12 protein-coding genes are annotated in these 15174 nt (G+C 70.3%); 6 read left to right on the top strand and 6 right to left on the bottom strand.

The genetic code is table 11. The features are described from left to right. The first annotated feature begins 10 nt into the window (after window positions 1-10). The 3 genes from mycP to ACFQ7Q_RS12170 all read left to right on the top strand — a co-directional run bounded on the left by mycP (window position 11) and on the right by ACFQ7Q_RS12170 (window position 2151). A complete protein-coding gene (gene mycP, locus ACFQ7Q_RS12180; protein WP_383553135.1) occupies window positions 11-1261 on the top strand; it encodes a type VII secretion-associated serine protease mycosin in 1251 nt (416 codons plus the stop codon). Between the two features lie 193 nt (window positions 1262-1454). Then, window positions 1455-1796: a WXG100 family type VII secretion target gene (locus ACFQ7Q_RS12175; RefSeq protein WP_383552947.1), complete on the top strand. Its 342-nt coding sequence runs from the start codon at window positions 1455-1457 to the stop codon at window positions 1794-1796. A 61-nt stretch (window positions 1797-1857) separates the two neighbouring features. Beyond that, entirely contained in the window at window positions 1858-2151 is a 294-nt protein-coding gene (locus ACFQ7Q_RS12170) for a WXG100 family type VII secretion target (RefSeq protein ID WP_383552944.1), read from the top strand. A 70-nt stretch (window positions 2152-2221) separates the two neighbouring features. Here the strand turns inward: ACFQ7Q_RS12170 and ACFQ7Q_RS12165 are convergent, their stop codons facing one another. The 6 genes from ACFQ7Q_RS12165 to eccCa form a co-directional block, all read right to left on the bottom strand. After that, window positions 2222-2467 (bottom strand): DUF397 domain-containing protein, encoded by a 246-nt coding sequence (locus tag ACFQ7Q_RS12165; protein ID WP_383552941.1) that lies wholly within the window; start codon window positions 2465-2467, stop codon window positions 2222-2224. 62 nt (window positions 2468-2529) lie between these two features. Then, window positions 2530-3588, bottom strand: coding sequence for a type VII secretion system-associated protein (locus ACFQ7Q_RS12160; protein WP_383552938.1), 1059 nt, complete (start codon window positions 3586-3588; stop codon window positions 2530-2532). Further along, entirely contained in the window at window positions 3585-5333 is a 1749-nt protein-coding gene (locus tag ACFQ7Q_RS12155; protein WP_383552935.1) for a putative T7SS-secreted protein, read from the bottom strand. The genes ACFQ7Q_RS12160 and ACFQ7Q_RS12155 overlap by 4 nt, the downstream gene beginning before the upstream one ends. Continuing rightward, complete coding sequence (locus tag ACFQ7Q_RS12150) at window positions 5333-5980, bottom strand: hypothetical protein (RefSeq protein ID WP_383552931.1); 648 nt, start codon at window positions 5978-5980, stop codon at window positions 5333-5335. Before ACFQ7Q_RS12150 ends, ACFQ7Q_RS12155 begins: the two co-directional genes overlap by 1 nt. After that, window positions 5977-6561: a hypothetical protein gene (locus ACFQ7Q_RS12145; RefSeq protein WP_383552928.1), complete on the bottom strand. Its 585-nt coding sequence runs from the start codon at window positions 6559-6561 to the stop codon at window positions 5977-5979. The genes ACFQ7Q_RS12150 and ACFQ7Q_RS12145 overlap by 4 nt, the downstream gene beginning before the upstream one ends. A gap of 9 nt (window positions 6562-6570) precedes the next feature. Further along, window positions 6571-10527 (bottom strand): type VII secretion protein EccCa, encoded by a 3957-nt coding sequence (eccCa, locus tag ACFQ7Q_RS12140; RefSeq protein WP_383552925.1) that lies wholly within the window; start codon window positions 10525-10527, stop codon window positions 6571-6573. A 173-nt stretch (window positions 10528-10700) separates the two neighbouring features. On the opposite strand from eccCa, the gene eccD reads away from it, so the two are divergent. The 3 genes from eccD (at window position 10701) to ACFQ7Q_RS12125 (ending at window position 15135) form a co-directional block, all read left to right on the top strand. Next, a complete protein-coding gene (gene eccD, locus ACFQ7Q_RS12135) occupies window positions 10701-12173 on the top strand; it encodes a type VII secretion integral membrane protein EccD (RefSeq protein ID WP_383552922.1) in 1473 nt (490 codons plus the stop codon). Window positions 12174-12341: 168 nt separating this feature from the next. Continuing rightward, on the top strand, window positions 12342-12632 hold the full coding sequence (gene rpsO, locus ACFQ7Q_RS12130) for a 30S ribosomal protein S15 (protein ID WP_147979976.1): 291 nt from the start codon (window positions 12342-12344) through the stop codon (window positions 12630-12632). A 280-nt stretch (window positions 12633-12912) separates the two neighbouring features. Continuing rightward, on the top strand, window positions 12913-15135 hold the full coding sequence (locus tag ACFQ7Q_RS12125; RefSeq protein WP_383552919.1) for a polyribonucleotide nucleotidyltransferase: 2223 nt from the start codon (window positions 12913-12915) through the stop codon (window positions 15133-15135). Window positions 15136-15174: the final 39 nt, after the last annotated feature.

Below are 15174 nucleotides of genomic sequence, written 5' to 3'. Positions count from 1 at the left end.
GGTGGCAGTGGTGACGTACCGAACGGCGGCCCTGCTCACCGCCACGGCCCTCACGGGGATCCTCGCCGCGACGCCCGCGGTCGCGGCAGCGCCGCCCGGCGACGTCCTCCTCGACGGCAGCGGCGAGTGCACCTTCCCGATGAAGAAGCAGATCGAGGGCATCCCCTGGTCGCTCCAGCGGGTCCTGCTCGACGAGCTCTGGCAGGACACCAAGGGCAAGGGCATCCGCGTCGCCGTCATCGACACGGGAGTCGACGACGTCAACCCGCAGCTCAAGGCGGCGGTGGACGCCAAGGCGGGCAAGGACTACCTCAAGCCCGACAAGGAGAACCCGGGCCCCGGGGACGAGCAGCGCGGCAAGACCGACGGCACGGTCGACGAGGTCGGCCACGGCACCAAGGTCGCCGGCATCATCGCCGCACGCCCCCGCTCCGGCACCGGCTTCGTCGGGCTCGCCCCCGAGGCGACGATCATCCCGATCCGGCAGAACGACGAGAAGAACAGCGGGAATTCCGACACGATGGCGCTGGCGATCGACCACGCGATCGCCAAGGACGCCGACGTCATCAACATCTCGCAGGACACGACCAAGGCGCAGAAGCCCGACTCGCCGATGGGCCAGGCGGTCGCCAGGGCCGTGGCGAAGGGCATCGTCGTGGTCGCCTCCGCGGGCAACGACGGCATGGACGGCCAACTCAAGAGCACCTTCCCCGCGGCCTTCCCCGGGGTGCTCGCCGTCGCATCCTCCGACCGCAACAACGAGCGCGCCCCGTTCTCCCAGTCCGGGACGATGGTGGGCGTCGCGGCGCCCGGCGTCGACATGGTCTCCACCGTCCCCGGCGGAGGCCAGTGCGTCGACAACGGCACCAGCTTCTCCGCCCCGTACGTCTCCGGCGTCGCCGCCCTGCTGCGCGCGAAGCACCCGGAATGGAAGCCGGCCCAGGTCGTGGCCCGTATCGAGCAGACCGCCGTACGGTCCATCAACGGCCGGGACAACCACGTCGGTTGGGGCGTGGTCGACCCGGTCAAGGCGCTCGCCGACGGGCCCGAACCGCAGCCGATGGCGCCGGCCGAGGACCCCGGGCCGCCGAAGCCACCGGCGCCCGAGGCGGCCCGACTGGCGGTCACGGAGACGCCTCAGGAGCGCACCGAACGTCTCGCCACGTACGCGCTGGGGATCGGTGGTGTGCTGGTGGCCGTGGTCGCCGGTACGGCCATCGTGATCCGTGACGGACGGCGGCGTCACGGGGCCGCCCGATGAACCGAAACAGTCATGTACCAGTTCGGTCCTTTGCAGTTGGAACTGTCGTACCAACTGGTTAGAGTGACTGTCGGGGGCACGGCAGTGAAGTGACCCTGCACGGGGGCGGCATCAAGAGATACCCGTCCATATCACGACCGGAAGGCCCGACGGCAGGGACCGTCGAGACGCCACCGAAGGAAGAAGGGGCAAGATGTCGACGCCAAACCTGAACGTAACCAGTGCCGAGCAGACCAAGCTCGCCGGCCGGATCCAGGACTTCCACGACGAGATCCAGGCCCGTATCACCTCGCTCAACAGCGTGGTGGACCGCATTCAGGCCGGCTGGCAGGGTGCGGCGCAGAAGGAGTTCGACCGGGTGCAGGGCGACCTGAACCTGCGCCTGAAGAACATGCGCGTCGAGCTCATCAAGCTCGAGGAGTTCATGCGGATGAGCGCCGACGGCTTCACGCGTGAGGAAGAGGAGCGCATCCGCAGCTTCCGGACGATGGACGACACGAGCCAGGGCCAGAGCGCCATCCTCGGCATGGCCTGAGCCTCAGGTCCCGTCCTCACCTCCTCGCCTTCGCGCATCTCTCACTCCAGGAGCCAAGAACATGACGACTGCCGTCAATTACGACACCGTGACGCAGGCGGCCGGCGACGTCCGCCTCACCGCGTCCCAGCTCTCCCAGAAGCTCTCCGACCTCATGGCCGACGTCAACCGCGTCGCCTCCAACTGGGAGGGTGAGGCGAAGACCGCGTACCAGGAGAGCCAGACCCGCATCACGAAGGACCAGGCCGCGATCAACGCGGACCTGCAGCGCATCGCGCGGCTGCTCGACGAGTCCGTCATCGGCTACACGGACACCGACAAGGGCAACGCGGCCCGGTTCCGCATGATGATGTGACATCACGCCAACACGCGTGAGGGGGTGGCCCGTTCCGTACGGGCCACCCCCTCACGCGTATGCGTCGCGCCTAGCGGAGATCGAACTCCCCGTCACGCGCGCCCAGGACGAACGCGTCCCACTCGGCCTTCGTGTACCGCAGCACGGTGCCCTTGTCGAGCGACGACCGCATCGCCACCGCACCCTCGGGGAGGCGGGCGATCTCCACGCGCTCCTCGTCCGGAGAGGTCCCGGGAGCGCCCTGCCACTCGACGTCGGAGATGTCGAGCGCGTAGAGCTCTTCCTTCTGTCGTTCCTTCTCGCTGGCGTCGGCCATCGGCGCGGTCCTTATCTGTGCTGTGAACGAGCCTCGTGCTGTGGTCAAGCGTGTGGATCAGCCTAGTGGCCGAGCCGCTCCGCCGCGGCCCGTACGTCGGAGACGGGAACCCGCACGGAGACCCGGCCACCGGGGTTGAGCTTGAGCGCCAGATCGGGCGGGAGCAGCCGGGCCAACTCCGCGCCGTTCACCGGACGCAGCCGGGGCACGTTCGCCGGAGCGTGGTCCGGGTGGGTGAGCACCGGGACGAACCGGCCGTCGGCGTCCGTGTAGACGGCGATGTCCGCGCCCTCGTCCGGCAGGTACACCGTCGCCGCCGCGAGCGCTCCGGGAACCGCCTCGTCGGGGCCGTGGCCGCTCGCCGCGAGCTGCAGGGACGCCTCCACCGGGTCGGTCGGCCGCGGCCAGCCCAGACTCACGGGGGAGGGACGGTAGTTCGGGTTGTGCCGGAACGCTCCGGGTTCCCCCTGTGCGTCCACCTGCCAGGCCCCGATCACGGCGAAGGGAGGCACCTCCCCGGCCGGGTCGTACATCGGATCGATCGAGTACAGCCATGTGCCGGGCGCCCGCCGGGCCTGCGCCCGAAGCTCCTCGGTGAGCTCCGGCACGGGCCGCCCCGCCGCCTGCTGCGGCTGTGGCGGGACCTGTGGCTGGGGCTGAGCCTGCCCCTGGGCCTGGGCACGCTGCTCCGCCGCACGACGGTCCCACTCGTCCATCAGCCTGCGGTAGGCGGCCTCCTGCTGCTCGACGCTCAGCACGCCGTCGACCGGAGCGTCGTCGAAGAGACCGACCGTGTTCTCGGGATCGGCGGGCTCACCGGGCCTCAGCACATACGCCCGGTCGCTTCCGCTGCCGGCCAGCATTCCGCTCTGCCGCACCTCCGCCCGGGCCCCGTTGACGGCCAGCAGCCAGCCACTGCCCTCCATACGGAGCCGCACGTCCCGAAGCGCCCCGGACAGGTCCCTGCCCCGGGCCAGCGCCGAACCCCACGGCCCGGTCGCCTCGACGCCGTACGGCATGGCCAGCGCGTCGTCGATCCACCACCGCACGGTGCATCGCACCTGCTCCGTGCCGTGCACGGCGGTGGCGTCGTCGCGGCTGCCCAGCAGCCTCTCGCTCATTGCGTCCATCCAGGGGGTAGCAGACTGGTCGGGGGTGCGGCGGGCGGCGGGGAAGCCGAGCCGCCTGCCCCGGCGTGGGGGTTGTAGTGGGGATTGGGCGTGTACTGCGTCGTTCCGTCGGGAAGTTTCTCCCAGGCGCCCTTGATGTTCTCCGTCCGCACGCCGCCCGGGAACGCGATCTCCTTCTCGTTGGCGAAGATGTTGTTCGGGATGGACGCGTTGACGTCGATGCCGCCCGGAGCGTCCACGTCGTACCGGTAGCGCGACCCCCAGCCCAGATCGGGGTCGCGGGTGGTGCCCACGTAGACCGAGTGGTCGTTGTTCCGGACATAGCCGTCGAGATCCGTGTTGTGGTTGTTCCACGGCTTGAAGCCGTCCCGGAAGATCTCGTCCGGCGCCCGGTCGTCGTTGCGCCACAGCGGCTCGTCCGTCGTACGCCACTGTGCGTGGTCCGGGATCTTCGACACGTCGACGGACCGGTCGGCGGCCGCGTGCAGCTTGTCGTGGACCGTGGGCGGGTGACTCGGCGGATCCGGGACCCGCTGGGCCGGAATGTCGTCGAGCCCCTTGCGGGCCGCGTTCTCGAGGGCGGTCTCCGCGCCCTCCTTGAGACCGACCCGGATACCGGTACGGACGGTACCCAGGCCCTTCGTGCCGAGGATCTCGGGAAGCAGCCGCCCGAGGCCCTCGCTCGGGTCCTTCTTGAACGAGTCGATCAGGGCGCCGGGGATGCGCTCCGGGTGCGCCGCCGTGGACACCAGGCCGGCCAGCGTCATGTTGACGTTCTGCATGTACTGCGCCGGGTGCGTGAGGTTGTACGGGTCCATCGGGTTCAGACCCCGGGCGAAGTTGACGATCCCCGCCGCCCCCTTGATCACACCGCCGGCGACGTGCAGGGTCTCGACGTTGAGCGCTCCGTAGGCGTCGATGGCGTTCGACGCGAGACGGTTCGAGGCCGGCGGCTCCTGGGGCGCGTGCGCCAGCGCCGCGCGCACCGCCTTCTCCGCGGCCGACGCGGCCTCGTTGCGCTGGCGCCGGGCCTCCTTGAGCGTCTCCTGCGCCTGCTCCCGCTCCGCCTTGCCCGGATCGCTGAAGGGCTCGGGCCGCGGGCCGGGCTCCCGGCCCTCCTTGACGGCCGCGTTGTAGGTGTCGACCTTGCCGTTGTAGGCGTCGACGGCCTTCTTCGACGTCTCCTCGCCGCGCTTGTACAGGTCGATGGCTTCCTTGGCCTTGCCCTGGGCCCAGACCACCGTCTCCGCGTACCGCGTGAGCGCGCCGCCCGCCGTCTCACAGGCGTCGGCGGCATGCAGCCACTTGGTGGGCTCCATCGCCAGCTTGGCGCGGAAGGCGTTCCCCGACTCGCCCTTCCAGCCGTTCGAGTCGAGCGTGCGCATGCCCTGCCCCACCTGGTCGAACGCCCGGTGGAAGTCCTTGAGATGGGCGGCCACCTCCCGGAGCTTGTCGGGCTTGCCGTGGATCAGCTCGTTGGCCTCCTGGGTCTGGCCGAGCTGCTGCTCGCCGACCGAAGCGCCGAGGCTGGAGGCGGTGTCGTCGCCCCAGTCCGTGACCTTGTCGGCGATGCCCTCGGCGCCGATGCGCTCCAGGCCCTCGCCGATCAGATCGGTGCCCTTGTCGATACCGGTGCCGAGGACCTTCTTGCCGGCCTCCACACCGTCCTCGATCTTCTCGAGACCGCTGTCGAGCAGGTTCTTGCCGCCGCTGACCCATCCGCCGAAGTCCACCATCAGGGCTGCCCGCCCTGCTGCTGCTCGGCGGCCTTGGCCCGCTCCTCGGGCGACGGCCCGAACGTCTCGCGCATCCCGGTGTTCATCTCGTCACGCAGTCCGGCCGCGTCGATGATGCCGTTGGCCGGCGACATGCTGGAGGTGGACACGTCCCAGGCGGTGTCCTTCCACGCCTGCTTGCTGTTCTCCCGGGCAGTGTCGAAGGACTCCTGGCTGTAGTCGGCGTCCCGGATGTGCGTGAAGGTGTTGCTCGACAGCACTTCGCCCCAGCCCTTCTTGGTGATCTCGTCCTCGGTGGCGTACGGGTTGCCCATCGCGGAGTTCGTCAGCACCTTGAAGGAGCCGGAGATGTACTGCTCCTGCTCGTGGAACACACCCGCCGAAAGCCCCGTCAGCTCGGCGAAGAGGGTGCCCTTCTGCACCAGGGAGCGCACACCCCACTCCCATCGCTCGCAGTACGTCTTCATGGCGCCGGTCAGCCCGTCGTGCCCCGTCTCCATGCCCGAGAGCTGGAGATCGGAGAACCCACGACCCATGCTGGCCTCGCCCACCATCCCGAGCTCCTTGAGCTCCGAGAGAGTGCCCGTGATGCCTTTGGTGATCTGGGCGAGCGCCTCCTGCGACGCCGCGAGATCCGGATCCGTCACGGCCTACGGCCCCCCTGTCCGTCCACGTCGACCGCCACCCGGTCGGGCACGATCCCCTGCACCGGCGGGAACACGGCCCCACCGGGACTGCCGGCGTCCAGCGCCACCCCGCAAGGCGAGGCGACGGTGGGCACCACATCGTCCAGCAGCCGGGAGCCCAGCACCCGGCGGTACGTCCACTCCCCGGCCTCCTCGCCGCGCGCCTGCGCGAACCGGGCGAGCGCGGCCTCGTCGGAGAACGCGCAGATCCAGGCGATCCCTCCGAAGTCCGCGGTCCACAGCCCGCCGGCGGTGTCCATCGGCACCAGGACGGCCGAGGAGCGGAAGTGCGCCAGCCGTTCGAGGACGGCCTCGCGGGCCGCCGCGGCCGCGGCGGCGTCGAGGGGTACCTCCCCGCCGGCCCCGTCAGGGGCGGCGCGGTCGTCCGGCGGGGACGTGGGCAGAGGCGCGTTCCCACCGGCTCCGTCAGGGACGGCGGGACCCGGCGCCGGGGCGCCGGGCGCCGGCGCTCCCGGCGAGCCCTTGAGCACCCGCTCGGTGGACTCGCCCCGCACCTGTCCCCACAGCTCGTCGAAACTCATCAGTGCTCCCTAGTGCTGTTCGGGCAGCCACCCCAGCTGCACCAGCGGCGTCCCGCGCTTGCGGGAGACGAAGGTGCCGCGGCCGGGGGGCATCGGACGGGCGCGGACGTTGCCGAGGATGTCGCCCTCGCCGGGGTCGCCGGAGAGGATGACGCCCTGGGCGCCCAGCTCCTTGGCACGCTGCATGAAGGGTTCGTACATCGCCCTCGACGCGCCCGCGGCGCTGCGCGCGACGATGAAGCGGATGCCCACGTCCCGCGCGAACGGCAGGTTCTCCACCAGCACCTGGAGCGGGTTGCCCGAGTTCGTCGCCACCAGCTCGAAGTCGTCCACCAGGACGTACAGCTGCGGTCCCGTCCACCAGCTGCGGTCCCGCAGCTGCTGCGGGGTGATGTCGGGCTTCGGCGCCCGCTTCGTCATCACCGTGTTGATCGCGTCCATGTGCATCTGCATGGCGGACGCCATCGGCGCGTACTCGAGCAGGTGCGAGGGCGCGACCGCCTCCAGCATCGTGCGCCGGTAGTCGCCGACCACGATCCGCGCCTGCTCCGGGGTGTACCGCTCGCACAGCTGCTTGGCGATGAGTCGCAGCAGGCCCGTCTTTCCGGTCTCGCTCTCGCCGAAGATCAGGAAGAACGGGTCCGTCTCGAAGTCGACGAACACCGGCTCCAGGTTCGTCTCGTCGATGCCGATCGCGATGCCGTGCTGCGGGTACTCGAAGCCCTTCGGCAGCTGCTCCGCCGGAAGCCTGCGCGGCAGCAGCCGCACCGCCGGAGCGGGGGCGCCCGCCCAGCTGCTCTTCACGGCCTGCACGAACGCCGCCGTGCCCTCCGACAGGTCCACCGACGAGCTCGACCCGTCGATCCGCGGCAGCGCACCCATGAAGTGCAGCTTCTCCGGCACCTGTCCACGACCCGGCACGCCGGGCGGGACGTTCGCCGCGACCTTGCGGTCGAACTCGGAGTCCATGACATCGCCGAGCCGCAGCTCCAGACGCCCCAGCATCTGGTCCTTCAGCGCGGCCCGTACCTCCATGTACCGGGCCGCGGTGATGACCACGTGGATGCCGTAGCCCAGACCACGCGCCGCGATGTCCGACACGACCGGCTCCAGCCCGTCGTACTCGTTGCGGAAGCCGCCCCAGCCGTCGACGACCAGGAAGACGTCGCCCCAGGCCTCGCCCGGCAGTTCACCCGCGGCGCGCTTGCGCCGGTAGGTGGCGATCGAGTCGATCGAGTTCGAGCGGAAGAACTCCTCGCGCCGGTTCAGCACGCCGAGCACCTCCGCGACCGTACGCCGCACCCGCTCGGGGTCCAGCCGGGACGCGACCCCGCCGACGTGCGGCAGATCGGCCAGCGACACCATGCCGCCACCACCGAAGTCCAGTGCGTAGAACTGCACTTCGGCCGGGGTGTGGGTGAGCGCGAACGACGAGATCAGCGTCCGCATCAGCGTCGACTTGCCGGACTGCGGACCGCCGACCACCATCATGTGGCCCGCCGCACCGGAGAAGTCCCGGTACAGCACCTCGCGCCGCTGCTCGAAGGGCTTGTCGATGAGGCCGAGCGGCACGGTCAGGCCGCCGGGACGGGTGTACTCGGTCGCCGTCAGACCCCGGTCCGCGGTCGGCGCCAGCCCCGGAAGGAGCTGGTCGAGCGACGGAGCCTGGTCCAGCGGCGGCAGCCACACCTGGTGGGCGGGCACGCCCTGCCCCTCCAGCCGGCGCACGATCACGTCGAGGACGGTGTCCGCGAGCGCCTCGTCCTCCTCCTCGCGCTGCGCCGTCAGATACGCCGGGTCGGGCGCCGCGTACACGACCGGCACCGGCGTGGCGGTGAAGAGCGCGGGACGCCGCTCGATGGGCATCTGCCCGGCCGTCAGCCGCGGTCCGCCGGTGCGGTAGGTGCCGGAGACGTACGCCGCCTTGAAGCGGGTCATCTCGTCCGTACCGAACTTCAGATAGCCCGAACCCGGCACCGACGGCAGGTGGTACGCGTCCGGCACACCGATCGCCGTGCGCGACTCGGCCGCCGAGAACGTCCGCAGACCGATCCGGTACGACAGATACGTGTCCAGGCCGCGGAGCTTGCCCTCCTCCAGCCGCTGCGAGGCCAGCAGCAGGTGCACACCCAGGGAGCGGCCGATGCGGCCGATCTGGATGAACATGTCGATGAAGTCCGGCTTCGCCGTCAGCAGCTCGGAGAACTCGTCGATGACCAGGACCAGCGAGGCCAGCGGCTCCAGCGGAGCACCGGCCGCCCGCGCCTTCTCGTAGTCGTGGATGTTGGCGTAGTTGCCCGCCGAACGCAGCAGCTCCTGACGGCGCTGCAGCTCACCGCGGATCGCGTCGCCCATGCGGTCGACGAGCGTCAGGTCGTCGGAGAGGTTGGTGATCACGGCCGCGACGTGCGGCATCTGGGACATGCCCGCGAAGGTCGCACCACCCTTGAAGTCCGCGAGCACGAAGTTCAGCGTCTCCGAGGAGTGCGTCACCGCGAGACCGAGGACGAGCGTGCGCAGCAGCTCCGACTTTCCGGAACCGGTCGCGCCCACGCACAGACCGTGCGGGCCCATGCCCTCCTGCGCGGCCTCCTTGAGGTCCAGCATGACCGGCTGGCCGTCCTCGCCGACACCGATCGGCACGCGCAGCCGCTCCGCCACCGACCGGGGCCGCCAGGTCCGCGCCACGTCCACGGAGGCGGCGTCGCCCAGGTTCAGCAGATCCGTGAAGTCCAGGTTGGCGAGCAGCGGTTCGTCGTCGTCCCCGCCGCCCATCCGCAGCGGCGCGAGCTGCCGCGCCAGCGCCTCGGCGGCCGGCAGCGAGATCCCGTCCGGCGCACCTTCGTACGCGAAACCGCCGCCCGACTCCAGGCGCAGCCGCCCCGGCCGTACGACCACGGAGAGACCACCGCGCAGCTCGTCGAGCTCACCCGAGACCACCTCGACGATGGTCACGCCCTGCAGACCCTCGGGCGCCGCGAACAGCGAGTCCGGCGGTACCATCCCGCCGTCGAGGACCACCACGACATGCGGCTGGTCCATGACCGGCTGGTTGTCGCGGCTGAACCGCGGCCGGCCGTCGAGCCGCGAACGGATCATCGACTCCAGCTCGCCGAGGTCGTCGCCGAACAGCCGCTTGCTGCCCGCCCCGTCGACCTGCCCCGCCACCTGCGTGTGCGGCAGCCACTTCGTCCAGTCCCAGCGCTCCTGCGCGCCCCGGGCCGCGACCACGGCCAGCAACAGATCGTCGGGGGAGTGCAGCGTCACCAGCTGGGAGACCATGCCGCGCGCCGCGGCCTGCGCCGCCTCCGGCTCCCCGGAGACCGTGACGTGGTAGAAGGCGCGCATCGAGACCGCCATCGGCAGCCCGTCCAGCGAACCGTGCACGGCGAGGAACTGCTGCATCGCACCGGCGCACAGCGGCTCCAGCTCGTCCACCGGAGCCGTGTCCGGCGCGACCAGAGGCGTCGCCAACTGCTGGGAGCCGAGCCCGAGGCGTACCTGCCCGAAGTCCTTGTCGCCCACGCGGCGTTCCCACACGCGCGAGCCCTCGGCCACCACCGACCACAACTGCTCGGGGGCGGGGTGCAGATAAAGCTGCGCGTCGCGCTGCTTGCGCGCGGTGCGCCGGACCGAACGCCGGGTCTGCGCGAGGTATTTGAGGTAGTCGCGCCGGACATCGGCAATTTGCCCCTGCGTACCCTTCCGGAACCGCACGAGCTGCGCGATGACCATCGCGACGGTCGAGACGAGCATCAGGATGCCCATGATGCGCATGAACGGATGCGCCCCAGGCATGAAGAAGAACACGACGGAGGAGCCCATGCCGAGCATCGGCAGGAGCTGCATCAACATGCCTTCCTGCTGCCCGCGCGGCAGTTCGGGCGGGGACTCCAGGACCAGTTCCTCACTGGGCACTTCCGGAGGAAGCGACCTCGGCGGGCGCTTGACGACGATCTGGCTCACCGGCGCATCAATCCCTCGTTACGGGCGGACTTCGTGCGGGAGTTCCGCACCGGCGCCCCCGTGAGCGACGGCCTCCCCCATGAGACGGCGATCCTACTTGCAGCCACCTGTGCCCGTCCCCGGTAGGGTGGCGCGCGCACTGTGCGCAACCGCGAATCAGGGGGTCCAGACACGTGAGTACGACCGCAGCGACCGGCTTCTGCCGCGTCACCGTCGTGGCGCCGGACAGTCGTATCGACGTCGCGCTCCCGGAGGACATCGCCGTCGCCGACGTCTATCCGGAGATCCTGCGGCTCACCGGCCAGACCCAGTCCGCCGGCACTCCGACCGGCTACCACCTCGTCCGGCGCGACGGCTCGGTCCTGGACGGGGCACGCACCCTCTCCGCCCAGCAGGTCCTCGACGGCGAGGTCCTCTCGCTGCGCCCGTTCGCGCAGTCGCTGCCGCCCGCCGTCTTCGACGACGTCTCCGACGCCGTCGCCTCCGCCGTCACCCGCGACCGGCACCTGTGGAGCGACGACCTGCTGCGCGGTGCCGGACTCGTCGGCGGAGTGCTGCTGCTGGTCCTCATGGGCTTCGTGCTCTGGTTCGCCGATCCCGTACGCCACGACATGCACAGCCTCCCCGGCGTCGTCGCCGGCGCGGCGGGTGTCCTGCTGACCGCCTTCGCCGGCGTGCGGGCCCGGGTCTACGGCGACCGCGCCACCGCCGTCGCCCTCGGCCTCGGCGCCCTCCCGCTGCTGCTCATCGCCGGCTCCGGCATCGTCGGACCCGACGCCGGCCACGGCCCCGGGCAGCTGCAGTTCCTGCTCGGCTGCGTGACCGTCCTGGTCGCCTCCGTCACCCTGGTCGCGCTCACCCCCAGCGGCGACGCGCCCTTCGTCGCGGCGACCTTCCTGGCCACCGTGGGCACCCTCGCCACCTTCCTGGCGATCCTCTCCGAGTCCTCGGCCACCGAGACCGCCGCGGTCTGCGCCCCGGTCGCCGTCGGCCTGGTCGCCTTCCTGCCCGGCCTCTCCGCCCGCTTCGCCCGGCTGCCCATCGGATACGCCTCCCCGCGCAGCGCCACCGACGACGAGTTCGCCGACCCGAACCAGACTCCCGACGAGGCCCAGCCCGTCGACGGCGAGCGCATCGCCCTCCAGGCCCGGCGCGGCCACGAGATGCTCCTCGGCCTCGTCGGCGGCTGCGCCGCCGTCGTCGTCGGCTCCGCCGCCGTCCTCGGCTTCGCCGGAAACGTCTGGGGCCAGCTCCTCGCCCTCGCCTCCGGCCTCGCGATGCTGCTGCGCGCCCGGCTCTTCCGCTACACCTCGCAGGTCGCCTGCGTCCTGGTCGCGGGCATCGCCGCGATCGCCCTGCTGATCCTCGGCCTCTCCCTGAACCCGCCGGCCGACCTGGTCAAGGAACTGCTGATCTACGGGGACCGCGGCGGCCTGGACATCCGTACGATCTGGCTCACCGCCGCCGTCGCCGCGGGCGCCTCCCTGGTCACCGCCATCGGCCTGATCATCCCGCGGAAGGGCCTCTCGCCCTTCTGGGGGCGCCTGCTCGACCTGGCCGAGGGCTTCGTCCTGCTCTCCCTCGTCCCGCTCTGCCTGGGGGTCCTGGACGTCTTCATGGCGGCCCGCTCCCTCACCAGTAAGTAAGGGGCACTCCGGACAGCTGGTACGCTGTGTGACGGCCGTCTGTGTACGCGCTCCCGGATCTCTCTGGAAGCAGCGCTCATCGGTCCTTCGCCTCCGAGTCACGGAAGCTCCCCTGAGAACGAGACCAGGGGCACTCGTGGGCGCATCGAACACCAAGAGGAGTACCGAGTGTCTCTCGACGCCGCTACGAAGAAGCAGATTTTCGCCGAGTTCGGCCAGAAGGAGGGCGACACCGGCTCCCCCGAGGTTCAGGTCGCGATGCTCTCCCGCCGCATCTCGGACCTCACCGAGCACCTCAAGCAGCACAAGCACGACCACCACTCCCGTCGTGGTCTGCTGATCCTGGTCGGCCAGCGTCGCCGCCTGCTGCAGTACCTGGCCAAGAAGGACATCCAGCGCTTCCGTGCCCTGGTCGACCGCCTCGGCATCCGCCGCGGTGCGGCCGGCGGCGCCAAGTAAGGACGCCGTGAAGGGAGCGGTTCCCACGTTTAGGGGGCCGCTCCCTTTGCTGTACGTGCGCGATGTACCGACCGGCACTTAGTCTGGTCGGACAACGCCACATAACGAGCGAGAGGCCGCCGGCACGCCGCCGGTCCTCGGTAGTGGCCCCCGGACCCCTCAATCCCCGGGTGCTTCGATCGAAGACCGGCCCGCACCCGAAGGCGCGCTTCTCCTCCACCACCGTCCCCGGCCACACGGGCCGACGGACGAAAAGACGAACACGTAGGAGAAACCGCTAGTGGAGAACGAGACCCACTACGCCGAGGCCGTCATCGACAACGGCACCTTCGGCACCCGCACCATCCGCTTCGAGACGGGCCGCCTGGCCAAGCAGGCCGCCGGCTCCGCCGTCGCGTACCTGGACGACGACACGATGGTCCTTTCGGCCACCACCGCGTCCAAGAAGCCCAAGGACCAGCTCGACTTCTTCCCCCTGACGGTGGACGTCGAGGAGCGGATGTACGCGGCCGGCAAGATCCCCGGCTCTTTCTTCCGCCGGGAAGGCCGCCCCTCCGAGGACGCGATCCTCACCTGTCGCCTGATCGACCGCCCGCTGCGCCCCTCCTTCAAGAAGGGCCTGCGCAACGAGATCCAGATCGTCGAGACGATCATGGCGCTCAACCCCGACCACCTCTACGACGTGGTCGCCATCAACGCCGCCTCCTGCTCCACGCAGCTGGCCGGCCTGCCCTTCTCCGGCCCGATCGGCGGCACCCGTGTCGCGCTGATCAAGGGCCAGTGGGTCGCGTTCCCGACGCACACCGAGCTCGAGGACGCCGTCTTCGACATGGTCGTCGCCGGTCGCGTCCTGGAGGACGGCGACGTCGCGATCATGATGGTCGAGGCCGAGGCCACCGAGAAGACGATCGAGCTCGTCAAGGGCGGCGCCGAGGCGCCGACCGAGGAGGTCGTCGCCGCCGGTCTCGAGGCCGCGAAGCCCTTCATCAAGGTCCTCTGCAAGGCCCAGTCGGACCTCGCCGCCAAGGCTGCCAAGCCCACCGGCGAGTTCCCGGTCTTCCTCGACTACCAGGACGACGTCCTGGAGGCGCTCACCGCCGCGGTCAAGAGCGAGCTCGCCCAGGCGCTCACCATCGCCGGCAAGCAGGAGCGCGAGGCCGAGCTCGACCGCGTCAAGGAGCTCGCCGCCGAGAAGCTCCTCCCGGCCTTCGAGGGCCGCGAGAAGGAGATCTCCGGTGCCTACCGCGCGCTGACCAAGAAGCTGGTCCGCGAGCGGATCATCAAGGACAAGGTCCGCATCGACGGCCGCGGCATCACGGACATCCGTACGCTCGCCGCCGAGGTCGAGGCCATCCCGCGCGTGCACGGCTCGGCGCTCTTCGAGCGTGGCGAGACCCAGATCCTGGGCGTCACCACCCTCAACATGCTCCGCATGGAGCAGCAGCTGGACACCCTCTCCCCGGTGACCCGCAAGCGCTACATGCACAACTACAACTTCCCGCCGTACTCCGTCGGTGAGACCGGCCGCGTGGGCTCGCCCAAGCGCCGCGAGATCGGCCACGGCGCGCTCGCCGAGCGCGCCATCGTGCCGGTGCTGCCGACGCGCGAGGAGTTCCCCTACGCGATCCGCCAGGTGTCCGAGGCCCTCGGCTCCAACGGCTCGACGTCCATGGGCTCGGTCTGCGCCTCCACCATGTCGCTGCTGAACGCCGGTGTGCCGCTGAAGGCCCCCGTCGCCGGTATCGCCATGGGTCTGATCTCCGAGGAGATCGACGGCAAGACCCACTACGTCGCCCTCACCGACATCCTCGGTGCGGAGGACGCCTTCGGCGACATGGACTTCAAGGTCGCCGGTACGAAGACCTTCGTCACCGCGCTCCAGCTCGACACCAAGCTCGACGGCATCCCCGCCTCGGTCCTGGCCGCCGCGCTGAAGCAGGCCCGTGACGCGCGTCTGCACATCCTCGACGTGATGAACGAGGCGATCGACGTTCCGGACGAGATGTCCCCGAACGCGCCGCGCATCATCACGGTCAAGATCCCGGTGGACAAGATCGGTGAGGTCATCGGCCCCAAGGGCAAGATGATCAACCAGATCCAGGAGGACACCGGCGCCGACATCACGATCGAGGACGACGGCACCATCTACATCGGTGCCGCCCAGGGCTCGCAGGCCGAGGCCGCCCGCGCCACGATCAACGGCATCGCCAACCCGACCATGCCGGAGGTCGGCGAGCGCTACCTGGGTACGGTCGTCAAGACCACCACCTTCGGTGCGTTCGTCTCCCTGATGCCCGGCAAGGACGGTCTGCTGCACATCTCGCAGATCCGCAAGCTCGCCGGTGGCAAGCGCGTGGAGAACGTCGAGGACGTGCTCGCGGTCGGCGCCAAGGTCCAGGTCGAGATCGCCGAGATCGACCAGCGCGGCAAGCTCTCCCTCGTCCCCGTCATGGCGGACGAAGAGAACGCCGCCGAGGACAAGAAGGACGACACCGACCAGTGACGTCCCGTAGTTCCCGTGTGACGGCCCGCCCCTCTTCGG

The sequence above is a fragment of the Streptomyces sp. NPDC056527 genome (genome assembly GCF_042794475.1).
GTDB lineage: Bacteria > Actinomycetota > Actinomycetes > Streptomycetales > Streptomycetaceae > Streptomyces.
Note: the sequence above shows the minus strand (reverse complement) of the source record. Positions and strands in the feature narration are given on the sequence as shown.